The organism is uncultured Tateyamaria sp., from assembly GCF_947503045.1.
GTDB lineage: Bacteria > Pseudomonadota > Alphaproteobacteria > Rhodobacterales > Rhodobacteraceae > Tateyamaria.
Genome location: NZ_CANNCF010000003.1, coordinates 377045 through 403487 on the forward strand (window position 1 = coordinate 377045; position 26443 = coordinate 403487).

The following is a 26443-nucleotide window of genomic DNA, read 5'->3' on the forward strand; positions in this document are numbered from 1 at the left end:
CGGGCGGGCAAGACTACAAATCAGGGGAACCGCCGCACTGCACGTGGCCAGACCACGATACAGGCAGGAAAAGGAACCGCGACAGATGCGCCGAAGCGCCACGATCCTCCTCCACTGGCTCAGCTTTGTGCTGCTGATCCTGCTGGTGGCCGCCGGGCCGTTGCCGGGCCTGACCTGGGCCTTTGGCCTCAGCGGGCTGGCGATGTGCGCTGTGGCGCTGGTACGCGGGTTGATGAACGGGCCGGGCCCGAAACTGGAAGGCACGCTGCGCCTTGCTCATCCATGGATGAGCCGGGGCATGTACGCCGGTCTGGGGTTGGTGGCCGCCGTCAGCCTGTGGTCGCAGATCGCCGAGACAGCACCAGTATCCAAACTCGGCGCGATCTATTTCTACCTGATGTCGGCCTCGGCCCTGCACGCGATCTTCCACCTCTGGCGGCACACATCCCTTGGTGATGGTGCCTTGCGGCGCATCACCCCAAATGTGGTGCATGGGATATTATGACTGACTTGCCTAACCTGTCGCGCGAGGCCGCGCCCGCCGATCACCGCTTTCCCTGCGACAATTGCGGGGCTGACTATCGGTTTGATCCGCAAGCTGGCACGCTGACCTGCGATCACTGCGGCAACACATCCAGCATCGAAGGCACGCGCGAGGCGGCACCCACCTCGATCACCGAACTCGATTACCGCGCCGCTCTGAACGCCACCCTGCCCGAGGCAGAGATCGAGGAAACCCGCGTTTCCAAATGCTCCAATTGCGCGGCCGCCGTCGAATTCGACGCCAATGTCCACGCCGCCGAATGCCCGTTCTGCGCCACACCAGTCGTGACGGACACAGGCGCGCACCGCCATATCAAACCGCGCGGCGTACTGCCCTTTGCCATGAGCGAAAGCGAGGCGCGCCGTGCCATGACCGACTGGCTGGGCAGCCTGTGGTTCGCGCCGGGCGGCCTGCAGGATTATGCCCGCAAGGGCCGCAGCCTGCAGGGCATTTATGTGCCTTACTGGACCTTTGATGCAGACACCCGCAGCGCCTATACGGGCGAACGCGGCACAGTCTACTACGAAACCCAAACCGTCATGCGCGACGGAAAACGCACGCAGGTGCGGGTGGCCAAGGTGCGCTGGCGGCGCACGCGGGGCAAGGTTGCGCGCTTCTTTGACGACGTGCTGGTGCTGGCCTCGACCTCACTGCCCAAGCGGTTCACCGACGCGCTCGAGCCGTGGGATCTGAGCGCGATGCAACCTTACACGCCCGAGTTCCTCGCCGGATTCCGGGCCGAGGGGTATTCGCTCGAGCTTGAACAGGGATTTGTCGAGGCGCGCACCCGCATGGACCGCGTGATCGCGCGCGATGTGCGGTTCGACATCGGTGGCGACCGGCAACGCATCCATTCCATCGACACGAAACTGGGGGCGGTCACCTTCAAACACGTGCTGCTGCCGGTGTGGCTTGCGGCTTACAAATACCGGGGTGAGACTTACCGCTTTGTCGTGAACGGACGCACGGGCCGCGTACAGGGCGAACGCCCCTACTCGACCGGCAAGATCGCGCTGGCCGTGCTGGCAGGATTGCTGCTGGCGGGTGCGGTCGGCTTCGTGGTGGCCTTGCAGGGATGAGCGGCTACGAGACACTGGCCGATTTGCTGCGCGCCCGCTATTCCTGTCGCGCCTTTCTGGATCGCCCCGTGCCAAAGGACGACATCACGCGCATCATCGCCGCCGCGCGCCATGTCCCAAGCTGGTGCAACGCGCAGCCATGGCAATTGATCATCACAGATGGCGCGGCCACGGGCCGCTTTCGCACCGCGCTGTTCGAGGCCGCATCGACCACGGCCCCCGCCCCCGACCTGCCATGGCCAGAAAGCTATCCCGGAATTTACGGTGATCGCCGTCGCGCCTGCGGCTTTCAGCTTTATGACACGGTGGGTATCGAAAAAGGCGACCGCGCCGCCTCGACCAAGCAGATGATGGAGAACTTCTCCCTGTTCGGCGCACCCCACGTCGCCATCGTAACGGCCCCGCGCGCGCTGGGACCCTATGGCGCGATGGACACCGGCGGGTTTGTCACCGCCTTTTGCCTTGCCGCACAGGCACTGGGTGTGGCCACCATCGCGCAGGCTTCCGTCGCAGCCCAAGGCCCCTTTATACGTGCCCATTTCGACATACCCGAAGACGCCATGATCCTGTGCGCGATTTCCTTTGGCTACGCCGATCCCGACCATCCAGCCAACAGCTTTCGCACCACTCGGGCCGAGGTGGACGACATTGTGGATTGGCGCACATGAGGGCGCTGCTGCAACGGGTGGCCGAGGCCCGCGTCGAGGTGGATGGCGCGGTCGTCGGGCAATGCGGGCCGGGCCTGCTGATCCTTGTCTGCGCGATGCCGGGAGATGATGCGGCGACGGCGGCGAACCTCGCGGCGAAGGTATCAAAACTGCGCCTGTTCAAGGACGAAGGCGGCAAGATGAACCTGTCTATCCTGCAATCAGAGGGGTCCGCGCTGGTCGTCAGCCAGTTCACGCTCGCCGCCGATACTTCACGCGGCAACCGACCCGGGTTTTCGGGTGCTGCGCGCCCGGATGAGGCAGAGGCACTGTATTTGCACTTTGCGCAATGCCTGCGCGATCTTGGGGTAGCGACAGAGACAGGCCAATTCGGCGCAGACATGGCGGTGTCGCTGGTGAATGACGGGCCGGTCACGATCTGGCTGGATACGGACACAAGCTAGGGATTGCGTGCGTGCTGCTGAGGGCGTCGCAACCGGCACGGGTATTGCGCTTCGGTTTCAGACCAATGCAGCGAGCTTCAGCCGTTGAATCTTGCCCGACGGCCCTTTGGGCAGTTCATCCAGAAAATGAATACAATCGGGCGATTTGAACTTGCCCAGACGTTGCTGGCACAGGTCAATCAGTGCCGCCTCTGACACTTGCGATCCTGGTCTGACGCTGACCGCAGCCTCGACCGTTTCACCATAGCTTTGGCAAGGACGCGCAAAGGCGGCGGCCTCGATGATGTCCGGTTCGGAATAGAGCACCTCATCAATTTCGCGCGGCGCAATATTCTCGCCCCCCTTGATGATCAACTCTTTCAGCCGCCCGGTGACAAACACATAGCCGTCCTCGTCAACATGGCCCAGATCGCCAGTGCGCAGCCAATCGCCCGCAAAGGTTTTCGCCGTGGCTTCGGGATTGTGCAGGTATTCGACCATGACATTGGGGCCGCGGATCGCGATTTCGCCTTCCTGATTGGCAGGTGCAGGGGTCAGGTCGGGGGTCAGAATGCAGACCTCGTTGCCATACCCTTTTCCGGGTGAGCCGATCTTGCGGACGCCGGGGGGCAATGGGTTTGACAAGATTTGCGCGGCGGTTTCGGTCAGTCCCATCGTCTCGATGATCGGCACGTTGAAACGTTGTTCAAAGGCCGATTGCGTCTCGACCGCGAGGGCGGATGACGCAGAACGCCCAAAGCGCAGGCGGTCGCGCACATCTGCGTCAGGGTTGGTATCGCTGTGTAGCAGATGGCTGATGATGGTTGGCACCACCGAGAACCATGTGACCTGTGTGGCCGCGGCCTGATCCCAGAACTTGCTGGCCGAGAAACGGGTCGTCATCGCAAGCGACCCACCCGAAACCAGCGCCCCCATCATCGTCACACACAGCCCGTTGATGTGATAGATCGGCAGCACGCAAAACCCCCGATCCGCCGGGGACAGGTCATGCGCGATGGCCGTCGTCCACCCCCCGGCAAGCAAGCTCGCATGGCTGTGCACAACCCCTTTGGGCTGCCCGGTGGTGCCGGAGGTGTACATAAGCAGCGCGTGTTGATCCGGCCCGAACTCGGGAATATCGTCCACGTCATGCAACGCGTCCGTATCGATGATGCGCAACCCCTCGGGCGCGACGTTTTGGATCGCATCGATCTGGCTGTCATGCACAAAGGCATAGCGCGCACCGCAGTGATCAAGAGCATAGGCGATGGCGTCCGGTCCGGCAGCGAGGTTGATCATCGTCGCACGGAAACCGCCATAGAGTGCGGCATAAAGCGACAGCACGCCTTCGCGGCCATTGGGGTGCACAATGGCGACACTTTCACCCGGCGCGATGCCCAGACCCACCAAGCCCCGCGCCATGTCACGCGCGCTGTCACGCAGCGCGCGCCATGTCAGGTCCTCGCCCGTTTCGGGAAAGACGATGGCGACATCCGCGCTGTCGGCGCGCGCATCCAGCCAGTCCCTTATCGTGCCTTTTGGCGGTGCGGCCTTGTCAAAGATCATTGACCGGCCTCTCTCCAATAATCGCCAAAAATGTCTTCGACCGCCGGTTCATTTGCCGGTATTTCACGGACGATCTTGGTGGTCTGCATGAAGTGGCGCCAATGCAGGTTGGTATCGATCGAGTTGCCGCCCCACGACCCGCACCCCATCGACAGCGAGAACGGCATGCCGTTGGTAAACGACCCGCCGGTCGCAAATGTGTGGGCCTGGTTCACAATGACCCGGCTGGTCGGGATCGCCTTGGCAAGGATGAGTGGCCGGTCTTCGGTCTGCGTATGCAGACCAACGGAGTGCCCTGCCCCCTGATGCATTTCGATCTGATGGGTGATGCGCACGGCATCCTCGAAATCCTTCGCGCGATAGACCGTCAGCACCCGGCTGAGCTTTTCACCCGAAAGCGGATGATCCGGCCCGATGCCCGTACTCTCGACGGCCAGATAGGACGTGTCGGCAGGCACCTCGTCTGTCAGTCCAAGGGCGGCGATCATCTTGTCGGCATCCTGCGCGATGGCTTGGGGGTTCAAATGCCCCTTCACCCACAGCGACGAGGTGACTTTCGTCTCATCCCTGATCAATGCGCCCCCGGTGCGCGCCATCTCGGCGGCGAAATCGTCATAGACCGCGTCGACAATCACGACAGCATTCTCGGATGAACAGGACGTTGCATTGTCGAACGTCTTGGAGGCCTTGATCTTTTCTGCGGCTGCGGCCAGATCGGCGGTTTCGTCAACGATGACGGCAACGTTTCCGGCACCAACGGCCAAGGCCGGGGTGCCGGACGTATAGGCGCGTTTGACGTTGTTCTGACTGCCGGTGACCACGATCAGATCGGCAATCTCGAGAAGGCGCTGGGTCTTTTCCTTGGATCCACGACCAGGAATCATCTGGACCAGATCGTGATCAATCCCGAGCTTGTCGAATTCGGCGTGGATATAGCCCAGCAGCGCCTCGCAGGTCGGCACGCCCTTTGGCGAAGGGGAGACGACAATCGCGTTGCCGCATTTGAGGGCGTTGATGATGTTGTTTGCCGGGGTCGCGCCGGGATTGGTCGACGGAACAACGGCGCCGATCACCCCGATGGGGCGGGCGATTTCAGTGATACCGGTGGCAGGATCATCGCTGATAATGCCGTAGGTTTGTGCATCGCGAATGTCGCGCATCAACCCGAGCGTCTTGCGATGGTTCTTGGTGATCTTGTCGGGCACGTTGCCCAGCCCGGTTGTCTCGACCGCAAGTTCCGCCAGATGGCGATTGCGCGCGGGTTCCATGATGGCCCAGGCTGCGGCCTGTGCGGCGCGGTCATAGGCCTTTTGTGATCCGTCACGCTCAAAGGCGCTTTGCGCGGTGCGCGCGCGCGCAACGATGGCTTCGACCTCTGCGATGGGATCAACGGTGTTCATCAGACCACTCCGGTTTGGGGATGCGCAGCACCCCATATGGGGTGCCACGCGATGGGTTTAGAGACCTGCCAGAAGCTCTTCGAGCGTTTCCTGACGTGCGGCCCACATTTCGAGCACTTCGTCACGTGTCATGATCTGCATGGGCGAACCACCGGCTGCCATCCGGCTTTGGACGCGCTTGTTTTCGAACATGGCAGGCACGGTCGCGGCCAGCTTGTCGATGATGACCTGCGGTGTCCCTTTGGGCACCATCACACCGCGAAAGTTCACCGAAGCGTTGTCGATGTCAAAGCCCTGCTCTATCATCGTTGGCACGTCTGGCAGAAACTCTGCATTGCGCTCCAGATCGAACACACCGAGGATTTTGACGTTGCCCGCCGCCTGCGCGCGGAACGCATCAGACAGGTTGTTGACGCCGCCCAGCACTTCGCCCGCGATCACGGCGCGCATGGCACCGGCCCCACCTGCGTTGTTGGGAATGTAGGCCAGTTTCACGCCGGCGGCCTTTTCAAGCTGAAGGGCCGCAATGTGGTGTCCGACAAACAGGCCCGCGCCCGAGAATGTCAGACCACCGGGGTTTTCCTTGGCGTAGTTCACAACGTCTTCCATGGAGTCAAAGTCGCTGTCGGCACCGACGACGAACACAGCCGGATCAGCGCCCCAGTTGGCGATGGGTTCAAAGCTGTCGGTCGAGTAGGACACGCCTCCTTCGATCGATTGGGCCACGAAATGCGGGATGTTGTAGGCCCCCAGCGTGTAACCATCGGCCTCGGCCTCGGTCGCAAACCAGTTCCAGCCGACGCGCCCCCCTGCACCGGGGCGGTTGACGATGGCGATGGGCATGCCCAGCGCATCTTCGTTCCCGGCCGTCATTGTGACGATGCGCGCCTGGAAATCGGTCGCCCCACCGGCGCCGTAGCTGACCATCATCATGATGGGCCGTTCAGGATAGTCCCCGTGACCGTCGGCAAATGCCAACCCTGTCGTTGAGGCCAAGGCCAGCGCGGCCCCTGCAATCCATTTTTTCATAGTATCCTCCCTTGGGTTAAGTCTGCCGCCCTTGCGGTTCAGAACAAGATCTCTCGCGGTGTGAAGACGTTCAGCAGTAGCGCGAAAAGACCGTACATGACCGCCATGAAGCCAGCGGTTATCAAGATGCGTTTGACCCAGCTTTTGACGTCCGAATGCGGAGCCGGGTCGTAAAGCGAAAGCAACACGAAGAACGCCACCGTGGTTGCCGTGTAAAAGCCAAGCCCCTTGGCGGCCCAGTAGATGTAGAAGATGGCGACAACCAAGCCGGGCAGCATTTTGCGCATCGCATCGCCGCTGATGCCGTTGCCCACCTTGGTGCGTCCCATGACCGCCTTTGCAAAGGTCCAAATGGCGAGAACCGCAAAGACGGACGAGATCAGGCGCGGAAAGATGAACGCATCCGCAGGTTCCTGCGTGAAACTGATATAGGCGATGCTGACGCCAACGGCGGCGATCAGCCCGGATGCGATGATATGCTGGCTGCGTGGCAGATCGGTCATGACAACGCCTCCTCTTTTGCGACGGCGTCGTCTTTGGTGGTGTAGCGGCGCGCCATCACCTCCATCCAGACCGAATAGCTGATCGAGGCCAGTACGATGAGGATCAGCAACCAGTTCAACCAGCCAGTGAAGAAATAGGTGCCGGTGCCGACCGTCGCATTCGCGATCATCGACCCTTGGATAAAGTTCGCCTCGGCGATGGGTCCAAGGATCAGGCCAAGGACCAGCGGTGCCGCCGAAAACCCGAACCGTTCGAGGAAGTACATCGCAAGCCCAAGTGTCGCCATGACATAGACGTCACCCATCGAGTTCTGCACCGAATAGCTGCCGAAGACGGCCAGCCCCAAAACAACAGCAGCCATAACGGCATGAGGAACCCGCGCCACGCTCGCCGCCAACCCGGCAATGTAGAGGCCAAAGATGCACATCAAAAGCTGCCCGATCAGCATCGAGTCGATGAACGTCCAGGCCACCTGCGGATAATTCATGAACAGATCAGGCCCCGGAAAGATACCGTGGATCAGCAGACCACCCAGCAACACGGCCGCGGTCGGAGAACCGGGAATGGACAGGGTCAGAAGCGGCACAAGCGACGGCCCGACCATCGCGTTGTTCGCACTTTCTGCGGCAATCACGCCTTCGCTGTGGCCGGTCCCGAACTTTTCACTTTCGCGGCTGAACTTCTTTGACTGGTCATAGGCAACAAGGCCCGCGATTTGCCCCCCGACACCCGGGATCAAACCGATGATCGACCCGGTGGTCGTACCAATCGCGAGGGCGGTTTTGCGTTTAAACACCTCGACAAAAGCAAGACGGATAGGGTGTTTCTGGACCGTGATGATTTCGGCATCGTCGCTGCGCCGGCCCTTGGTGAACATCGTGATCACCTGCGGGATCGCAAACAACCCGATCAGCGCCGGGATGACGTTGATGCCGCCGCTCACGGAAGAATGAAAGATAAAGCGCTGTGCGCCCATGATGTCGTCAAACCCGATGGTCGCAAGCCACAGACCGATACAGCCCGACAGCAGTCCCTTGACGACCGAGCTGGAATCCAGCGTGCCAATCACCGTCACACCAAGGATCGCCAGCCAGAACAGGTGCGACGGCCCAAAGGCCAGCGCCCATTGCGCCAGAACCGGCGTGAGAAAGATCAAAAGAAACACGCCGAACAGCCCGCCGATGGCCGAGGCGATAAAGGACAGTTGCAGCGCCTTCGCGCCCTCCCCCTTGGTCGCCATCGTGTGCCCATCCAGCGTGGTGGCGATATTGGCCGGAGCGCCGGGGATCTTCAGCAAGATCGCACTGACCGCCCCACCCGCAACAGTGGACGTATAGGCCGCACCCAACAGGATCAGACCCTGCTGCGGCTCCAGCTTGAAGGTGAATGGGATCAGCAACGCGACCGCCATCGTCGGCGAAAGCCCCGGCGTCGCCCCCAAAATCAGGCCGCCGATGGTCCCGAGCAACAGCAACCCGAAATTGATCGGGGTGAACACGTCGCCCATGTAAAACAGGAACTCCATCTGGCCCAACTCCTCCCAAACTTAGGCTTGACCAACTACGCTAAGCGATGAAAATAGTTTTGCAAATGTTTTCATAAATTCGCTGAACTGGTTGATTAAATGCCTGATAACAAATCTAAAAAGGCAGATATTTTCGCCGTGGCAAAGGCCGCGCGCGTCTCGCCATCGACCGTGTCACGCTATTTCAATCATCCCGAATTGCTCAAATCCGCAACACGCAAACGTATTGATTCCGCGGTCCGCCGCACCGGCTATATTCGCAATCGCGCCGCACAGACGATCCACGGAATCCGGTCTGGCACCATCGGCGTTCTGATCCCGACATTGGATCACGCCATCTTCGCCGAAGTTGTGCAGGCGTTCTCGGATACCGTCGCGGCACAAGGCTTTACGATCCTGCTCGCCTCTCACGGATACGACCTGCAGCGTGAATACGCCATTCTGCGCAAGTTTCTGGAACACCGCGTTGACGGCGTTGTGCTGACCGGGCTCGATCATGACGAAGCGGTCTTCCAACTGCTGGACAGCCAGGAAATACCCTGCATCCTGATGTGGAATTACGCGACGGCCTCGCGCTACCCGTCTATTGGTGCCGACAACGAACAGGCAGGCAAATTGATCGCCGAGCATGTCTTGTCCTTGGGTCACCGCCGCATTGCCTGCATGTTCCCGCCCACCCACGGAAATGACCGCGCATTGGCCAGACGCGAGATTGTTCTCGCCACGCTTCGATCCGCTGGCGTCACCGTGCCGGATGAGTGGATGCTCACTACACTCTACAGCATCTCGGACTCAAAGCAGGATGCCCAGCGGCTGTTTTCCCAATTTGAACGTCCTACCGCGTTAATCTGTGGCAATGATATTCTGGCAACCGGCGCGCTTTTTGGGGCGGCGGCCAGCGGGCTTGTCGTGCCGGATGATGTGAGCGTTGTGGGGATCGGTGATTTCAAAGGCTCCTCCGAAATCGAGCCATCCTTGTCGACGGTCCGGCTTCCAGCCCGGCGCATCGGCTATGAAACGGGCCAAGCGCTGGCAACAGCCATCATTGACCCGGCCTCGGCCCCGAACGTGAGCCTGCATTGCGCGCCCGAACTGATCGTCAGAAAATCGAGCGGTCCGCCGGGGCAAGCCGGTCATTTATGATATTCGCAGGATCAGCCCTCATAACCCCGTCCATTTCAGGTTTCGAAAATTCCCGTCGGTCGATCGTCCAGACTGACAAGGTTTTTCCGTCCCCAGAACTCTTCCACCTTCGCCGGACCCAAATCCGCGTACCACGGCTCCAGTTCCTCTTCTCCTCTACTGCGCACCAATGACATCTCTGGAACGCCCGTGCCGCAGGATGTCGTGACAAGATCGACATCGAGGACGAAGATGTTGCGTGCACCGGCAAAGTCCGGAAACAACGCATAGAGGTCGTTCCATTCGGCGTCACGCGGATGGACGACCGAAGCCGTGCCATAGGTGCGCAGGATCAGAGCATCCCCTTCAAATGCGCAGAACATCAGCGTCATGCGCGGGTCCTGCAACAGGTGCGCGGCTGTCTCGTTTCCGCTTCCTGTCAGGCTGAGCCAGACGATTTTCTGATCCGAGACAACCCGCAGCGAATCCATGCCTTTCGGAGAGAGATTGACGCGCCCATCCGCCGCCGCAGTCGCCACGAAAAACATGACTTGTTTCTCGATGAAGGCGGTGAACGCGCTGGTCAGTTTATGTGTCCGGATGCCCACTATTTCGCTCCTCCTCTTGTCACACAGATGTCGATTATCTCGTAAGACAGGTTGCTGCCCAATCCGGAAAAATCCCCATGCCCGAAGATGCTGGTTGATATGTTGTAGACAGCAGTGTTTGCCGCGGTTGCCATCGCCATCCCAAGCGAAATCCGCGCAACACCCGCACCTGCGAAATCCTGCAGGCTGACATGTTCCACCGTGCTGATCCCGACATTCACCGGGACCGAAACGCTGTTGCAGACCTTTGTGACCGTCTCCAGATCCTTCAAATAGGGGACATAGACGCAATCCGCGCCCGCCGCCTCAAAGGCCTGAATGCGCCTGATCGCCTCATCAAGGTCATATGCGCCGTGCATGAACCCATCCGCCCGAGCGACAAGCACAAAATCCTTTGGCAGCGCCTTGGCCGTAGCGCTGGCCGCCCGGATACGCTCGACCGCTAGGTCAAACCCGTAAGGCTGAGAGTCGGGCAGCGACATGTCCTCGATCGAGATACCCGCCAGTCCAATTTCTGCAGACAACCTGACCGTTTCTTCCATAATGTCAGGCGCATCGCCAAAGCCGTTTTCAAAGTCACCGGATACCGGAAGCGAGGTGGCCGACACGATCACCTCTGCATGGGCAAGCGCCTCGTCTCGCGTGACGGTCCCAAGGTCAGAACGACCCAATGTAAACGCATGCGCACCAGATGACGTAGCAAGGGCCTGTGCGCCCAGACCGGCAAACAGGCGGGCCGTCCCTATGTCCCAGGCATTTGCCAAAACGAATGGATTTCCGCGCGCGTGTAGTTCTCGAAAGCTCTGTGACATCTGGAATTGTCCTGACTTGACTGGATGAGTGCAACTCACCACTAGCATCTCTATGCTGACATGTATGTGTCAGCAGTCTTCAGCAGGGTGCCAAAAACACGAAAGCGGGAAGGAAGAATTCGATGGGTCGTTCAGTCCGGATGTTCGAAATAATCCAGTTGCTTCGCAATTCTGACCGGCCCTGCACGGCACAGAAGATCGCCGAGGATTTGGAAGTCACCAAGCGCACCGTTTACCGCGATATTGCCTCTCTTCAGGCGCTCAGGGTCCCAATCGAAGGCGAGGCCGGTGTCGGGTACATCATGCGCTCCGGCTTTGACCTTCCGCCAATCAACTTTGATGTGGAAGAGGCCGAGGCGATCACCGTCGGTTTGGCCATGATCACCAGAACCGGGGACAAGGGGCTGAAACGCGCGGCCCGCAGTGCTGCGCAAAAACTGGCGGATGCGACACCGCTCAGCAGCACGTTGTTCGCGTCAAGCTATGGGGCGGAAGAGCCCAAATCCATCGATCTGTCCGATGTGCGCAGAGCGATCCGCGAGGAGCAAAAGCTGCGGATCACCTATCGCAGGGCCGACGAGACCGAAAGCGAGCGCACAATTCTGCCAATTGCCATCGCCTACCACTCGGACGCTATCGTCCTTGCCGGGTGGTGCGAGTTGAGAAACGATTTCCGGCATTTTCGGCCCGACCGGATTTCATCCTATAGCGTATTGCCGGAAACGTTCCTGGGCGACGGAGATCGACTGCGCCAGGACTGGATCAAAAGCTATTCTGAATGGCTGTGAGCGTCGGCTGACCCCTGTTGGACAGCATGTCACCTCAGCGATGAGCTCTGGCAAAGCGGTGGCTTGCTCAGGGTTCGCGAAACGCCTCGCGCGACTTGTAAAGCGGCTTCAACAGGTACTGCAGCACCGTCTTCGACCCGGTATGCAGTTCCACCTCTGCCTGCATGCCCGGACGAATCGCGATGCTGCGTTGGCGCTCGGACAAATCAGACGTATCCACGCGCAGTGTCACCTTGTAATGCGGATCGCCATCCGCCTTGCGTTCGTCCTTGAACGTGTCTGCCGAGATCAGTCGGACCTCACCCTTGAGTGAGCCGTAGATCGTATAGTCATAGGCGCTCAGCTTGATCGTCGCCTCCTGCCCTGCCCGGACACCTGCGATGTCCTTGGGGGACACGCGGGCTTCGACGAACAATTCTTCGTCCAGCGGTATGATTTGCAGGATTTCTTCACCCGGACGCACGACGCCGCCGATGGTGGTCACCGACAGGTTGTTCACCACGCCGCGCATCGGGCTGACCAGCACGGTGCGGTTCAACTGGTCCTGCGCCGCCTTCTGGTTCTGGCGCAGTGTGTTCAACTCTTTGAGCGTATCGGAATAGGCCTGCGCGCGTTCAAGCTCGGTCTGGGTCATGATCTCGTCCAGCTTGATGCGTGCATCGGCGTGGGCCTTGCGGGCGCGGGTCACTTCGATCAGCGCCACGATGTTGCGCTCCAGCAGGTCCTCAAGCAGGGCACGTTCCTTGGCCGCCTGATCCAGCACCCGCTGCGCGCCCTCGCGGCGGGACAGGAAATCGGTCTGACGGGCATTGAGCAGCGCGCGTTCGCTGGCGAGCAGGCCTTGCATATTCGCGCCCAACCCTTCGGGAACGTTGAAATCGAATTGCCCGGCCAGTTCCGCCTCAAGCCGCAGTTGGCGCACGGTCAGCGCGGTGATCTGGTTATTCAGATCATCCGCTTGGCTTTGGAACTGAGTGCTTTGCAGCCGCGCCAGCACGTCGCCGCGGTTGACGATGTCGCCCTCACCCACGGACAGCTCGGCCAGAATGCCGCCTTCGAGGTTCTGGATGATCTGCGGACGCGACGAGGAAATCATTTCGCCCTGCCCGCGCACGATCTCGTCCACATGGGCAAAGGCGGCCCAGAGGACAAACACCACCACAGCCACGCCGCACAGGTAAATGATGCGGGCCGGGCCATGCATGTCGGCCTCAAGCTGCGCACCCAGACTGGTCGGGGCCATGGTCATGCGATCTTGCCCTTCAGCGGGACGGGCGTGCCCAGATGGGCCAGCACCTTGTCCTGGGGTCCGTCAATGGTCATCCGTCCGTTTTGCAGGATCAGCGTGCGGTTGGTCAGGCGCAGGATCGGCACACGGTGGGTGGCGATGATGGCGGTGCGCCCAGCCATCCAGGTTTCCAGTCGGCTGACCAATGTCGCCTCAAGCGTCTGATCCAGTGCCGCCGTCGGTTCATCCAGCAGGCAAATCCTGGGGTCCTGCAGCCACAGCCGCGCCCAGCCGATGGACTGGCGCTGGCCGATGGACAGGCCCTGCCCGCCGTCGAGAATTTCCAGATCGAGGCCCTTGTGGTGCTCCTTGACGAAGGGCCCAAGCCCCGCGAAATCGAGTGCGGCCATCAAACGGTTGTCGTCCCGTTCCAGCAGGGTGAGGTTCAGGTTGTCGCGCAGCGTGCCCGAAAACAGCCGCACGTCCTGTCCCAGATAGCCAATCAGGCGGCGCAGGTCGCGCGGCTCGATCTGGGCCATGTCGGTCCCGTCGATCAGCACGCGGCCCTTGGTGGGCGCATACACACCCGACAGCAGCTTGAGAAGCGAGGATTTGCCCGCCCCGTTTGCACCCATCACGGCGATCTTCTGGCCCGGCCTGATTTGGACGGCCCCAATATCCAGCGTCGGTGCGCCGTCGTCTTCGTATTGGAACTGCACATCGCGCAGCTCAAAATGCCCCTCAAGCGCGTCGCGGCGCAGGTAGGTGCGGCCCGGCAGTGCGTCTTGTGGAGCCTCTGCGATGGCCTCAAGCCCATCAAGTGCCGCCTTAACGTTGCCCCAGCGCGCCATGGTGCCTGCCAGTTGGGTGAGCGGCGCAAGAGTGCGCGAGGTGAGAATGCCCACCGCGATGATCGATCCGACCGTGAACTGCCCGGCAAAGACCAGATATGTGCCCGCAATCACGGCCGCCACATAGGTCATTTGCTGCACACCTTGCGACCAGAAGGTCAGGACCGAGGCAAGACGCCGCTGCTCGGACGATTTCATTGCGCTCAGCGTCGTCAGCTCCTGCCAAAGACGCATCACACGGTCCTCGGCGCGCTGGGTCTTGACCGTGTCGCGCTCAAATATCGCCTCGTGCAGCAGGCGAGAGGACTTGGCCGAGGCCCCTTGAGTGTCCTGCGTCAATTGCAGCATCCGTTTTTGCAGGAAGAAGCCGGGGATAACCATGAGTGCCCCACCAAGGATCAGCACCCAGACGACCGGACCTGCGATGGACGCGACAAGCAGAAGAAAGACAAAGATAAACGGGATGTCAGCGATGGTGCCGATGGTCGAGGCGGTAAAGAATTCGCGTACCGAGCCGAACTCGCGCATCGCCGAGAATGTCATCGACGGCGATTGCCCGCGCAGATCCGAGCGCATGCCCATCACCCTCTGCATCAGCAGGGTCAGCACGCTCAACTCGATCTGACGCCCTGCGCCATCCATCAACCGCGCACGTGCGATTTTCAAAAACGCCTCAAGCAACAGGGCAAGGCATGCGCCGACGGCCAGCACCCAAAGCGTCGCCTCGGACTGGTGCGGGATTACACGGTCATAGACCTGCAGCGAAAACAGCGCCACGGACACGGCCAGCAGGTTGGCGACAAAGGACCCCAGAGCAATCTCGCCCAAGGCTTTGCGAAAGCGGTGGAATTCACCCCAGAACCAGTGCGGCGCGGCCCCCTTGGCCTGATGGGTTTCGGCCACGCGCGACAGCGGCGCCTCGGCCCGCACCAGCAACCCGGCAAAGAAGGGGAGGAATTCCTTGACCGGCACATGGGCGCGGTTGTCGGTGCAAGTCTTGTCGTAGATGGTCAGCTCGCCGCGCGTGAGACCCAGCACCAGCACCACCTGCCCGCTGGTCATATAGGCGAGCGCAGGCCATTGATCCGTGCGCAGCCGGGTGACTTGCTGCACCTGCGCCACCAGCCCAGCGGCCTGCAATCCGGCGACAAGGGCCTGGGCCTCGACGTTGTCGCTGGCCCCGGGACGGGTCTGGGCGCGCAGGGTATCAAAGACGTCCCGCTGCGCAGTCGAGACCCCAAGCAACCCCGCATAGGCGACCGAAACATCCGCGCGCGCGCGCAGGCGGTCGTCAAAGTGGTTGGCATTGTCGGCTGGCTTGGTCTCGGGCGCCGTCACCGGGCCGGCACTGATCGTCGCGCCATTGCCGTTCTTGATCGTGAGGGTAAAGGGGCGCTTGGCGGTCAAATCTGATCTCCGTCCACAAGCACGCCCTGTACGCGCGCCAGTTCGATTTGCAGGCGCAGGGCCTCGTATTTGAGGGCCACCTCACTGGTTTGGCGGGCGGCAAAGGTCTCGTAAACGCCAACCACATCCATCACCGGGCGGCGTCCGGCCTCGTATTGGGCGCGGAACAGATCAAGGTTGGCCTTGGCCTGCGCGGTCAGTCCGCGGGCCTCACCGGCTTGGCGGGCTTTGGCGGCAACCTGTCCTTCGAGCTTGCGCAAGGTGCGGTTGGCATCTTCATTGGCTTGGGCCACACGGCGGCCGGCAGCCTCGCGCGCGGCCTCGATGGCACGCAGGCGCGCCGGTGTACCAACACCTAGGGCCGTGCCCCCTGCGGTAATCCCGGCACCACTGTTCTCACCCAACGCGCCCTGCGCGCTGATCCCCGGCAGCTGGCTGGCGCGGTCGATCTGGGCCTGCGCGATGTCGCGCTCTTTTTCCGCCTCGGCTCGTGTCACGGCAAGCGGTTGCGCGGCAGAGGCGCTGATGCTCAATCCTTCCAGCCCGCGCACATCGTTTTGTGGGGCGATGGACATCGCGTTCAACTCGGCCAATGCGGTCGCCGCCGCCTCGTCGCTTGCTGCAATCGAGGCGCGGATTTCAGACAGTTTCTGGCGGATCACGTTGAGGTCAGACATGTCGCTGACCCCACCCCGGACCCGCTCGGACATGATGTATTCGAAATGCTCCATCTCGCGCAGTGTGGCGCGGTGCAAATGGGCGGCCTCGCGCCCCTCGGCGGCGGTGAGATAGAGGTCGAGCCCGGTTGCCACGCGGTCATTGGTGTCCTCGGCCAATGCAACAGCGGCGACCTCGACATCGGCCTTGGCAAAGGCGCGCTCGCCCTTTTTGCGGCCATTGTCAAAGATCACCTGATCCACAACGATCTGGCTGATGATGTCACCCAGCGAGTTGAGGCTGACGCGCGGACCAATCGTGGGCAGCCAGTTTTTCGACGCGGCAGAGGCGCGCAGGCGGGCGGCGCGCAATTCGGTTTCCGCAGCGCGCGCGTTGGCGGCCAGAACGCCGGTTGTCACGCGCTCATAGGCACTGCCCGAGGGCAAAACAGAGGCGCGGTTCAACAGCCCCTGCAGCACCACGCTATCGCTGTTCAGCTTTTCGTCGTTCTTTGTCGGAGTCTGGAGCAGCGCGGCACTGGGCTGCGCGGTTGTCACATTCGCGCCCGTGTTCATTCGCGAAACGAATGGCACGCCGCCCGTGCTGCCCATGCACCCTGCCTGCAAGCTTGCCGCGACACACACTGTCGCCAACTTGATACCACCTTGCCTCATAGTCCGGTCCCGTTTCGGGTTTTTATCGTTGTGAGGGTGGGCGCGGTTGCGGAGATCCGGTCCGCGCCTCTTGTCTTTCTGGAATGCTCGATTTTTTGTTTTTGTTGGTCTTGCCCAGTGATAATTTCGTTTGTTTCTTAAGCGATAGCCGTGTTGACCGTGATATCATCGTCCAAGATGACAGTGCCTTCGGCGCCCAGCGAATAGACGTCATAGGTCTGTGCGTCGATGTTCACGCTGCCGGTGCGGCTGGCCCCGGCGATGGTCACCGTGTCGTCCGCCCCGCCATGGATAGTCAGCGTGTTGGTCGCATCCGACAGCCCCAAAAGCTGCGCCTCGGTGATGGTCAGGTTGGCCTCTTCCGCGAATTGCAGCTCGACCGCCTCGATCTGGTAGTTGCCGAGCGCCGGGTTGGACAAATCAATCGCGCTGTTGGCACTTTCGTCGTCCAGAACCACGTAGGTGCCATTGGTGTTTCCTGCTGCATCGGTCGAATTCACGATCAGATGCGATCCGTCGGGCACGTTGCTTGCGAACTGGAAGTTCGTCTCGTTCAGCACATCGATGTCGACTTGCGTGGCCGCCACATCGCTGATCGTGCCGTTGGAGTTGACCTGTGCCACGCTCAGATCGCCATCGCTTTGCTCGGTCGAAATGCCGCGGATGCCGTCCCCTGCGCGGGTGTAGCTGGCGATAACGGGGCCGTCGGGGGCCTCGGTGTCGATGGCCAGCGTGTCGCTGATCGTGTCGGTGTTGCCAACGGAATCCGTGGCCATGACCGTAATCGCCGCATCGTAGGTGCCCGCCGGAATGGCCGAGGGCGGAATGGCCAGCGACCAGTTGCCCTGCGCATCCACCACGGCTGCCAGCACGGTGCCATTGAAATCGACCATGACGGTCGATCCGGCCTCAACCTGACCACCGAGCGAGATGCCGCCGCGCGCTTCGGCGCCGCTGATCACGTCATCGGATGTCACGGTGTCCTGAATGCTCAACTCGTTGACCAGCGTGTCGACCCGCACGGTGTCACTGACCGAAGCCACGTTGCCCGCCAGATCCGTGGCCGTGACGCTGACATCGGTGGTGTATTCGCCCAAGGGCACTTGCGCCGGTGTGAAGGGTGCGTGCCAGTTGCCTTGCGCATCCACGATGGCCTGCACGGTATGCGCGCCCATGGTGACCAGAACGGTCGATCCGGGCTCGGTTGTGCCGGTCAGCACGACACCGTCGGATTGTTCGACCGCGTTGATGACGTTGTCGCCCTCGATAGCATCCGCAGAAAGGGACAGGTTGTCCACCCGCGTGTCCACCTGCACCGTGTCGCTGGCTGTGGCCGTGTTGCCAGCCGCATCCGTGGTGGTGGCCGAAATTTGCGCCTGATAGGTGCCTTCGGGGATTTCATTGGCGGCAAAGAAGGCCTGCCAGACGCCCGCCCCATTGGCCACGGCCTGATGGGTGACGCCGTTCATCGTGACGCTGACAAGCGCGCCGGGATCGGAGTTGCCGCTGAGCACAACACCATCGCTGGCTTCGACCCCGTTGACGACGTCATCGCCCTCGATCGGGCCTGCGATGGTCAGGATGCTCGCTTCGGTGTCGACATCCACGGCCTGATTGATGCTGCGCGTGTTGCCCGCGGCGTCCGTCGCAGTGGCTGTCACTTGCGTCGAATAGGTGCCCGGAGTGATCGCAGCGCTCGAGAAGGTCGCGGTCCAGGACCCGTTGGCGGCGACCACGGCAGTGGTGACCGCGTCGCCCATCGTGACCACAACGGTTGAGCCCGGCTCGGTGAGGCCTGTCACAACAAGGCCCGAGGCGGCCTCGGCGGCGTTGATCACACCGTCCGCTCCGCCCGAGGTCGAGGTGAATTGCAACGTGTTTACAAGGGTATCGACCGTCACGGTGCCGCTCGCGGACGAGCTGTTGCCCGCCGGATCGGTTGCAACGGCGGTGACCGTCACTTCGGTCTCGCCGGATGGAATGGCCGATGGCGGGAATGTCGCCGTCCAGCCGCCCGAGCCGTCCACTGTTGCGGGCTGTGTGACGCCGTTGAAGGTCACCTCAACCGTTGATCCGGGCTGTGCACTGCCGGTCAGGGTGACCCCGTCTGCAGCCTCTTCGGCGTTGATCACGCCGTCGCCTTCGACCGTGGCCGTTACAAGGGACAGTTCCGCGATGGTATCGACCACCAGAACATCCGTGACCGTAGTGGTGTTGCCAAAGGAATCCGTGGCGACAATGGTCACATCCGACGAATATTCGCCCTCGGCCAGTGTGCCGGACTGCCATGTGGCCGTCCAAGTGCCGGTTTCCGACACCGTCACATTGCGCGTGACACCTGCGATGGTGATGGCAAGCGCAGCTCCAGCCTCGCCCGTGCCGGTCAGCGTCACGCCGTCCGACAGCTCTGCCCCGTTCACCACGTGGCCCGTACTTTCCACGCCCGTGGTCACAGCGACATCAGGGCCGGTTGTGTCGATGACAAAGACAGGGCCGGCAAGGGTTGTTTCGCCGCCGCCACCATGGGTGAAGACCACGCTTGTTTCCGCTGTGCCATCCGCGGGGAAGGTCGACCCCTCGTATGTCACGGACCATGCGCCGTTTTCGTCGATGGTTGTGCTCTGAACGGACCCGCCTGCAGTGACCTCGACTGTATCGCCGGGTTCGCCCGTGCCCGAGACGACAAAGACATGGGTCGTCGTATCGTCACCGCCAATTTCGGTGGTTGTGCCCACATTGTCCACGGTCGGGGCTGCGGGTCCTGCAGGGGCGTCGCCGCCCTCGCCACCGCCGCCACCGCCGCCCAGCAGGGCCGCGCCGCCAACGGCTGCCGCAGCCGCGGCTGCCCCGCCGCCACCAAGGGCGCCAAGACCGCCCAGCAGGCCCGCCGCAAGGCTGCTCACCTCTTCCTCCTCGCCGACGCCGACAGCCGCAACTTCGGTCCGGCCCAGATAGATCAGATCGTCCGACGGGCTCCACTTGCCCCACTGCTCGGTTGGTCCGTATTGCGCGAACAATGCGCCATCGGATGTTTCGACAAACACAACCTCGTTCAGATAGCCATCCGCCGAGATGAACAGCCGGTTTGTCGGACCCGCATCGTTGAAATAGTTCTCAAGAGTGATCGTGCGGCCATCGACCAGAGTGATGATCAGGTCATCACCGTTGCGCTGCTGACCGGCTAGGTCGATCTGCCTCAGATTAAAGGAAACTTCCTGCCCACTTGTCAGCGCCACCGTTGTGTCCTGATCGACAGGAACATTTCCACGCTGCAAAGCGCCCGCACCATCGCGGACAACGAAATCAATCGCTTTCATACCAACACCACTCTCGCCTCTGGCCGCGTTTCGCGATCCAATGTTTTACGTGCGGCCAGCATTATTCGCCGTGCTCACACAATTTTCTTGGCTACTTCATAGCGGAATCGCGAATCAAGGGATAGAGTCTTTTTGACCTCGGGTCACAATTTAGCGCGTCTCCGGGTAGATGTTGTGGCGATTGAGACTCGTTTCGCCTTGTAGACCCGGACAAACAGAGGATTTGGCCATGGAAAAGACCGACGATATCCTGTCCCTCTGGCAGGCTGGTGTGCGGGCCGTGCGAGGTGATGTGGCTGTCGCCCGTGCGATTGCGGATGGTCTTGTGCCCAGACCGGACCGTATCGTCGCGGTGGGCAAGGCGGCCGTGGCCATGGCCCAACCTGCGTGCGAGGCGTGGCCGGATGTCCCGTGCCTTATTGTCACCAAATATGACCATGCCGAAGGCGCCCCATCCCACGCCCGGGTGCATGAGGCCGCCCACCCTGTGCCGGACGCCGCCTCGCTCACGGCAGGGTTGACCTTGCAGGCAGAGATCGCGGACTGCGCTGCGGACACCCATCTGCTGATGCTGGTCTCGGGTGGCGCCTCCGCCTTGGCCGAAGTGCCTGCAGACGGTCTGAGCCTGCAGGATGTGATGGGCAGCACCGACGCGCTGCTGGCCTCAGGTGCAACGATTGCCGCCATGAACCTGCACCGCGCGTCACGCTCGCAGATCAAGGGGGGCAAGCTGCTGGCCGGATTTGGCGGTGCGCGGGTCACGACGCTCGCCCTGTCGGACGTCGAAGGGGATGCGCTGGCCACCATTGGGTCGGGCATCGCGGATGCGCCCGCCGACTGCCCCTTTGACTTTCACCCGCATATCGTCGCCAGCAACACCATCGCGCGCGACGCGGTGGCAGCGGCCAGCACCCTGCCCGTCACCCAGAACGCCGAAACGCTCTATGGCGAGCTTTCTGAACTGATCCCCATACTACGCGCGCAACTGCTTTCAGCCCCTGCAGGCCTGATGGTGCTGGGCGGCGAGCCGGTGGTGATCCTGCCCCCCGACCCCGGCAAGGGCGGGCGCAATATGGCGCTGGCCCTGACCCTCGCGCGCGAGATCGCAGGAACGACAGGTCTGCGCATTCTGGTGGCAGGCACCGATGGCACCGACGGGCCCACGGATGCGGCGGGCGCGCTGATCGATGGCACAACATGGGACGACAGCGCCGCCGATGCTCTGGCCCGCGCGGACGCCTACCCATGGCTCAAGGCACGCGGTGCATTGGTCACAACCGGCCCGACGGGTACGAATGTCGCCGACCTGCTGATCGCGATCAAGGACTGAACCGGCGGGCTTGACTCCGGCGCAGTGCACAGCAAACCGTGGGCCGATGAAAAACACCCTGCGCGAGATCGAAGAGACCCCGGACCTAGGGATCATCATGTCTGACGGCACCCGCCTGTCCGCCCGCATGTGGCGGCCCGTGGATGCGGGGGATGATCCGGTCCCGGTGATCCTTGAACACCTGCCCTATCGCAAGCGCGACGGGACCTGCGCGCGCGACGCCCTCACCCATCCTTACTTCGCCGCACGCGGCTATGCCTGCCTGCGCGTGGACATGCGCGGCAATGGCGACAGCCACGGGTTGATGGAGGATGAGTATACCCAAACCGAACTGGACGACGCCGTCGAGGTGATCAATTGGGTGGCTGCGCAGGATTGGTGCAACGGCCATGTCGGCATGATGGGGATCAGCTGGGGTGGCTTCAATTCCCTGCAGGTCGCCGCCATGGCCCCCGCCCCGCTCAAGGCGATCATCACACTCTGTTCGACCGTGGACCGGTTCAACGACGACATCCACTACAAGGGCGGCTGCCTGCTCAATGAAAACCTCGGCTGGGGTGCAACGATGTGGAGTTATTCATCGCGCGCGCCCGACCCTGCCCTGCGCCCGGACTGGCGCGAGATGTGGTTGGAGCGGCTGGAGGCTGAGCCGTTCCTGCCTTCCGTCTGGCTGCGCCATCAAGCGCGCGATGCCTATTGGCAGCATGGGTCGGTCTGCGAAAGCTATGACACGATCAAGGCGCGTGTGCTGGCCGTCGGCGGCTGGGGGGATGCCTACAAGAACGCGGTGCCGCAGATCGTCGACAACATCCCCGGTGCTAAGGGGATCATCGGGCCATGGGTCCACAAATACCCCCATTTCGCCGTGCCCGAACCGCGCATCGGCTTCCTGCAAGAGGCGTTGCGCTGGTGGGACAAATGGCTGAAGGACGTCGAGACCGGGGTCGAGGATGACCCGGACCTGCGCACTTACCTGATGGACGGGGTACGCCCGGCGACGTGGTACACGGACCGGCCCGGACGTTGGCTGGCCGATGCGCAGACAGAGACCCAGCATTGGTATTTGACCGATGCAGGCCTCGGCCCTGTGCAGGACACGCTGCATCGCGTCGTCACGTCTCCGCAGGACACGGGTGCGAATGCAGGCGAATACTGCGCCATCTGGCTGGGCCCGGAGCTGCCGGGTGACCAGCGACGCGACGATGCATCGAGTGCGACGTTTGACAGCCCGGCGCTGGAGGCGGACCTGTCGGTCACCGACGCGCCCGTGATCCGCCTGACCGTCAGCGCCGACGCGCCAGTGGCGCAGATCGCGGTGCGGCTGAACCACGTGCATCCCGACGGGGCCTCGACCCGGATCACCTATGGCGTGCTGAACCTCGCCCGTCATTTGGGCCGCCCACTGGTGCCTGGCCAGCGCGAGGACATCACCCTGACGCTCGATCATGTCGCCTACACGGTGCCAGCAGGGCACCAGCTGCGCGTGGCCATCTCGACTGCCTACTGGCCGCTGATCTGGCCCGCCCCAACCCCGACGACCCTCGATTTGCATTCCGGGTCCCTGTCTGTTCAGAAACTGAAAGATGCAGGCGAGTGGACCTTTCCACCCCCTGATGCCGCGGCCCCTTGGCAAACCGAGGAATTGCGCGCGGAAAACCACATCCGCCGTCAGGAAACCGATATGGTCTCCGGCATCACCAGCCTGATCATCGAGGATGATTTCGGCAGAATCCGCGACCTCGACCACGGGCTGATGAGTGGATCAATCGCGCGCGAGCGCTGGTCGATCCATCCCGATGACCCCCTTTCGGCACGTGGAACATGCCATTGGAGCGACGAGCTTGAGCGGGGCGATATCCGGCTGCGCACCGAGACGGCCTGCGAAATGTGGTCGGATGCGACCCATTTTCACCTCAGCGCGACACTTGAAGCGTTCGAGAACGATATACGCATCTATCATCGCACCCTTGAGGACAAAATCGAGCGCGATCTGCTGTAACCGCAGCCCATGAGATGTCACGAAATCGTCGTGCCGGATTCCGGCATTAACTCTTGCGAGCAGGCGGCAAATGCTTAGGCTCTGGGCGATATCAAGAATACCGCGCACAAGACGCGGGTATGATCCAACCGGGAGACACCATATGTCGAAAGAACTAGAAAAGCTGTCCGCACGCGTGACAGCGGGCGCAATGACGCGCCGTGAATTCATGAGCCGCGCTGCGGCACTGGGTGTGAGCGCCGCCGTTGCGTCCACCCTTCTGGCCGATGCGGCCCGCGCCGACGGCCATGCAACGCCCGTTGCGGGAGGCACCTTCAAAATGGGTGTGCAGGGTGGCGAATCCACCAACAGCCAGGACCCCGCCACATGGGCCTCTGACGTGCCGATCGCCGGTGGTCAGCTTTGGGGCGAAGGCCTTGTCGAAGTCGAAGCCGACGGCTCGCTGACCGGTCTGGTCGCAGAAAGCTGGGAAGGCACGGCGGATGCCAAGACATGGCGCTTCAAGGTGCGTCAGGGGATTACATTCTCCAATGGTCAGGCTGTCACGGCCGAAGACGTCATGCAGACCATGGCGCGCCACTCCAACGAAGATTCCAAATCCGGCGCCCTCGGCATTGTGCAGGGCATCGAATCCATGCGCACTGATGGCGACGTGTTCGAAGTCACACTGGCCGTTGGCAACGCCGACCTGCCCTACCTGATGGCGGACTACCACCTGATGATCCAGCCCAATGGCGGCTTTGACGATCCAACCGCAGCCATCGGCACCGGCGCCTACACGCTGGAAAGCGACGAGCCCGGCGTGCGCATGATCGGCAAGCGGCGCGACGACTATTGGGGCGGCGACCAGACGGTCACGGCCCACTATGACACGGTCGAAGTCATCGTGCTGAACGACGCAACCGCCCGTACAGCGGCGCTGCAATCGGGTCAGGTCGACACGATCAACCGGGTCGAGCCCAAGATCGCCAAGTTGCTGGACCGCGCGCCCACAATCGACGTGCTGTCGACAGCCGGTCGTGGTCACTATGTGTTCATCGCCCATATCGACACCGCGCCCTTTGACAACCTGGACCTGCGTCTGGCCCTGAAATATGCGCTGAACCGTCAGGAAATGGTCGACAAGATCCTGCAGGGCTATGGCTCGGTCGGGAATGACATTCCGATCAACGCAGCCTACCCGCTGTTTGACGAAACCATCCCGCAGCGCGAATTCAGCCTCGAAAAAGCGGCCGAGCACTACAAGAAATCCGGCCATGATGGCTCGCCCATCATCCTGCGGACAGCGGATGGCGCCTTCCCCGGCGCGGTCGATGCTGCAGCCCTGTTCCAGCAATCGGCCCAAGCCGCCGGTATCCCGCTGGAAATCAAGCGTGAGCCCAATGATGGCTACTGGTCCGAAGTCTGGAACGTGCAGCCCTTCTGCTGTTCCTACTGGGGCGGTCGCCCGGTGCAGGACCAGATGTACACCACGGCCTACCTGTCCTCGGCAGACTGGAACGACACCCGCTGGAAACGTCCCGAATTCGACGCCATGCTGCTTGAGGCGCGCGCCGAACTCGACGAGGCCAAGCGCAAGGACATCTACTCCAAGATGGGTCGCATGCTGAACGAAGAAGGCGGGTTGATCGTGCCGATGTTCAACGACTTCGTTGACGCCGTTTCGACCAACGTCAAAGGCTGGGAAAGCGATCCCAACGGTCCGCAGATGAACTGGTACGCGTTCAAAAAGACCTGGAAGGCTTAAAAGCACAGAATCGGGCGGCCCCACATGGGGCCGCCCGATTGCTTTTAGACATGTATATGAATGCCTCGACAATCAGCGAGCGGATCGCGCAGCCTGCATACTGGCCCGCTGTTTACACGCATCGGCCGAGCACCCCTTTTGGCGGCAGCCCGCTGGCACTGACATCGCGCCAAAACATTTTTAGCAGAACAGGTTCATCCTCATGCACCCCATCCTGAAACTTGTGGCAGAACGCCTCGGCATCGGGCTATTGCTGCTGCTGGCTGCCTCTGCCCTGATCTTTGGCCTGACCGAAGTCCTGCCGGGAGATGCCGCGCAAGCCGTCCTCGGCCAGGGCGCGACCGAAGAAAACCTCGCCAACCTGCGCGCCGAAATGGGGCTGGATCGCCCGGCCTTCACACGGTACTTCGAATGGCTCGGCGGCATCTTTACCGGTGACATGGGCATCGCACTGACCAACAAGCTGCCCATCGGCGAACAGATCGCCCGCCGGATGAGCGCCACGCTGTTCCTCGCCTTCTGGGCCGCCATCATCTCGGTCCCGCTGGCCATCCTGCTAGGCCTGATCGCCGTGCGCTATCAGAACCGCTGGCCGGACAAGCTGATCTCCGGCATTACGCTGGCCTCGATCTCGCTGCCCGAATTCATGATCGCCTATATCCTCGTCTTCTTCTTCGCGGTGAAACTGTTCTGGGCGCCCTCTTTTGCTTCCGTCTCGCCCGGCATGCCGCTGCTTGATCAACTGCACGCCATTTCACTGCCCGTGGCCGTCCTCACGTTGGTGGTGCTGGCCCACATGATGCGCATGACGCGCGCCGCGATCCTCAACGTGATGCAATCGGCCTATATCGAAACGGCGGAACTCAAAGGCCTCAACACCTTCGCCGTCATCCGCAAACACGCGTTTCCCAATGCCATCGCGCCGATTGTGAACGTGGTGATGATCAACCTCGCCTATCTGGTGGTCGGGGTTGTCGTGGTTGAAGTGGTGTTCGCCTATCCCGGCATGGGCCAATATCTGGTTGACGCTGTGGTCAAACGAGACGTTCCGGTCGTGCTCGCCTGCGGCGTGATCTTTGCCGCCGTCTACATCATCCTCAACATTGTCGCTGACGTGGTGTCCATTCTGGCCAACCCACGCCTACGCCACCCCAAATAACTGGAGA

At 61.8% G+C, this 26443-nt stretch carries 21 protein-coding genes; 10 read left to right on the forward strand and 11 right to left on the reverse strand.

Annotated features, from left to right (window positions below; all coding sequences use genetic code 11):
• Nucleotides 1-85 precede the first annotated feature (85 nt).
• From Q1A89_RS15650 to dtd, 4 genes are read left to right on the forward strand one after another with little or no spacing between them, the layout of a single operon-like run.
• Entirely contained in the window at nucleotides 86-505 is a 420-nt protein-coding gene (locus tag Q1A89_RS15650) for a hypothetical protein (RefSeq protein ID WP_299730233.1), read from the forward strand.
• Entirely contained in the window at nucleotides 502-1623 is a 1122-nt protein-coding gene (locus Q1A89_RS15655) for a TFIIB-type zinc finger domain-containing protein (RefSeq protein ID WP_299730236.1), read from the forward strand. The genes Q1A89_RS15650 and Q1A89_RS15655 overlap by 4 nt, the downstream gene beginning before the upstream one ends.
• A complete protein-coding gene (locus tag Q1A89_RS15660) occupies nucleotides 1620-2291 on the forward strand; it encodes a nitroreductase (RefSeq protein WP_299730239.1) in 672 nt (223 codons plus the stop codon). Before Q1A89_RS15655 ends, Q1A89_RS15660 begins: the two co-directional genes overlap by 4 nt.
• A complete protein-coding gene (dtd, locus tag Q1A89_RS15665; protein ID WP_299730242.1) occupies nucleotides 2288-2734 on the forward strand; it encodes a D-aminoacyl-tRNA deacylase in 447 nt (148 codons plus the stop codon). The genes Q1A89_RS15660 and dtd overlap by 4 nt, the downstream gene beginning before the upstream one ends.
• Nucleotides 2735-2791: 57 nt before the next feature.
• Here dtd and Q1A89_RS15670 read toward each other — a convergent pair whose 3' ends face one another.
• The 5 genes from Q1A89_RS15670 to Q1A89_RS15690 are packed head-to-tail and all read right to left on the reverse strand — an operon-like array spanning nucleotide 2792 to nucleotide 8737.
• Nucleotides 2792-4279, reverse strand: coding sequence for an AMP-binding protein (locus Q1A89_RS15670; RefSeq protein WP_299730245.1), 1488 nt, complete (start codon nucleotides 4277-4279; stop codon nucleotides 2792-2794).
• Nucleotides 4276-5679, reverse strand: a complete 1404-nt coding sequence (locus Q1A89_RS15675; protein WP_299730248.1) for an aldehyde dehydrogenase family protein — start codon at nucleotides 5677-5679, stop codon at nucleotides 4276-4278. The genes Q1A89_RS15670 and Q1A89_RS15675 overlap by 4 nt, the downstream gene beginning before the upstream one ends.
• Before the next feature lie 57 nt (nucleotides 5680-5736).
• Nucleotides 5737-6708, reverse strand: coding sequence for a tripartite tricarboxylate transporter substrate binding protein (locus Q1A89_RS15680; protein ID WP_299730250.1), 972 nt, complete (start codon nucleotides 6706-6708; stop codon nucleotides 5737-5739).
• Nucleotides 6709-6746: 38 nt separating this feature from the next.
• The gene (locus Q1A89_RS15685) at nucleotides 6747-7211 is read right to left on the reverse strand and encodes a tripartite tricarboxylate transporter TctB family protein (RefSeq protein ID WP_299730253.1); all 465 of its coding nucleotides are present in this window, start codon (nucleotides 7209-7211) and stop codon (nucleotides 6747-6749) included.
• Nucleotides 7208-8737, reverse strand: a complete 1530-nt coding sequence (locus Q1A89_RS15690; protein ID WP_299730256.1) for a tripartite tricarboxylate transporter permease — start codon at nucleotides 8735-8737, stop codon at nucleotides 7208-7210. Before Q1A89_RS15690 ends, Q1A89_RS15685 begins: the two co-directional genes overlap by 4 nt.
• Nucleotides 8738-8836: 99 nt before the next feature.
• Between Q1A89_RS15690 and Q1A89_RS15695 the strand changes: the two genes are divergently transcribed.
• On the forward strand, nucleotides 8837-9880 hold the full coding sequence (locus Q1A89_RS15695; protein ID WP_299730259.1) for a substrate-binding domain-containing protein: 1044 nt from the start codon (nucleotides 8837-8839) through the stop codon (nucleotides 9878-9880).
• Nucleotides 9881-9915: 35 nt separating this feature from the next.
• On the opposite strand, the gene Q1A89_RS15700 is transcribed toward Q1A89_RS15695, so the two are convergent.
• Both Q1A89_RS15700 and Q1A89_RS15705 read right to left on the reverse strand, forming a co-directional pair.
• Nucleotides 9916-10467, reverse strand: coding sequence for a pyridoxamine 5'-phosphate oxidase family protein (locus tag Q1A89_RS15700; protein WP_299730262.1), 552 nt, complete (start codon nucleotides 10465-10467; stop codon nucleotides 9916-9918).
• On the reverse strand, nucleotides 10467-11327 hold the full coding sequence (locus Q1A89_RS15705; RefSeq protein ID WP_366524501.1) for an isocitrate lyase/phosphoenolpyruvate mutase family protein: 861 nt from the start codon (nucleotides 11325-11327) through the stop codon (nucleotides 10467-10469). The genes Q1A89_RS15700 and Q1A89_RS15705 overlap by 1 nt, the downstream gene beginning before the upstream one ends.
• Nucleotides 11328-11401: 74 nt before the next feature.
• Between Q1A89_RS15705 and Q1A89_RS15710 the strand changes: the two genes are divergently transcribed.
• A complete protein-coding gene (locus Q1A89_RS15710) occupies nucleotides 11402-12067 on the forward strand; it encodes a YafY family protein (RefSeq protein ID WP_299730268.1) in 666 nt (221 codons plus the stop codon).
• A 67-nt stretch (nucleotides 12068-12134) separates the two neighbouring features.
• Here the strand turns inward: Q1A89_RS15710 and Q1A89_RS15715 are convergent, their stop codons facing one another.
• From Q1A89_RS15715 to Q1A89_RS15730, 4 genes are all read right to left on the reverse strand, one after another.
• On the reverse strand, nucleotides 12135-13316 hold the full coding sequence (locus tag Q1A89_RS15715) for an HlyD family type I secretion periplasmic adaptor subunit (protein WP_299730271.1): 1182 nt from the start codon (nucleotides 13314-13316) through the stop codon (nucleotides 12135-12137).
• Nucleotides 13313-15553, reverse strand: coding sequence for an ATP-binding cassette domain-containing protein (locus Q1A89_RS15720; RefSeq protein WP_299730274.1), 2241 nt, complete (start codon nucleotides 15551-15553; stop codon nucleotides 13313-13315). Before Q1A89_RS15720 ends, Q1A89_RS15715 begins: the two co-directional genes overlap by 4 nt.
• Complete coding sequence (locus Q1A89_RS15725; RefSeq protein ID WP_299730277.1) at nucleotides 15550-16785, reverse strand: TolC family protein; 1236 nt, start codon at nucleotides 16783-16785, stop codon at nucleotides 15550-15552. The genes Q1A89_RS15720 and Q1A89_RS15725 overlap by 4 nt, the downstream gene beginning before the upstream one ends.
• Before the next feature lie 236 nt (nucleotides 16786-17021).
• Nucleotides 17022-20201, reverse strand: coding sequence for an Ig-like domain-containing protein (locus Q1A89_RS15730; RefSeq protein WP_299730280.1), 3180 nt, complete (start codon nucleotides 20199-20201; stop codon nucleotides 17022-17024).
• A gap of 229 nt (nucleotides 20202-20430) precedes the next feature.
• Between Q1A89_RS15730 and Q1A89_RS15735 the strand changes: the two genes are divergently transcribed.
• From Q1A89_RS15735 to Q1A89_RS15750, 4 genes are all read left to right on the forward strand, one after another.
• Nucleotides 20431-21531: a DUF4147 domain-containing protein gene (locus Q1A89_RS15735; protein WP_299730283.1), complete on the forward strand. Its 1101-nt coding sequence runs from the start codon at nucleotides 20431-20433 to the stop codon at nucleotides 21529-21531.
• Between the two features lie 46 nt (nucleotides 21532-21577).
• Nucleotides 21578-23530, forward strand: coding sequence for a CocE/NonD family hydrolase (locus Q1A89_RS15740; RefSeq protein ID WP_299730286.1), 1953 nt, complete (start codon nucleotides 21578-21580; stop codon nucleotides 23528-23530).
• 142 nt (nucleotides 23531-23672) lie between these two features.
• Nucleotides 23673-25277: an ABC transporter substrate-binding protein gene (locus Q1A89_RS15745; protein ID WP_299730289.1), complete on the forward strand. Its 1605-nt coding sequence runs from the start codon at nucleotides 23673-23675 to the stop codon at nucleotides 25275-25277.
• A 202-nt stretch (nucleotides 25278-25479) separates the two neighbouring features.
• Complete coding sequence (locus Q1A89_RS15750) at nucleotides 25480-26436, forward strand: ABC transporter permease (RefSeq protein WP_299730292.1); 957 nt, start codon at nucleotides 25480-25482, stop codon at nucleotides 26434-26436.
• Nucleotides 26437-26443 lie beyond the last annotated feature (7 nt).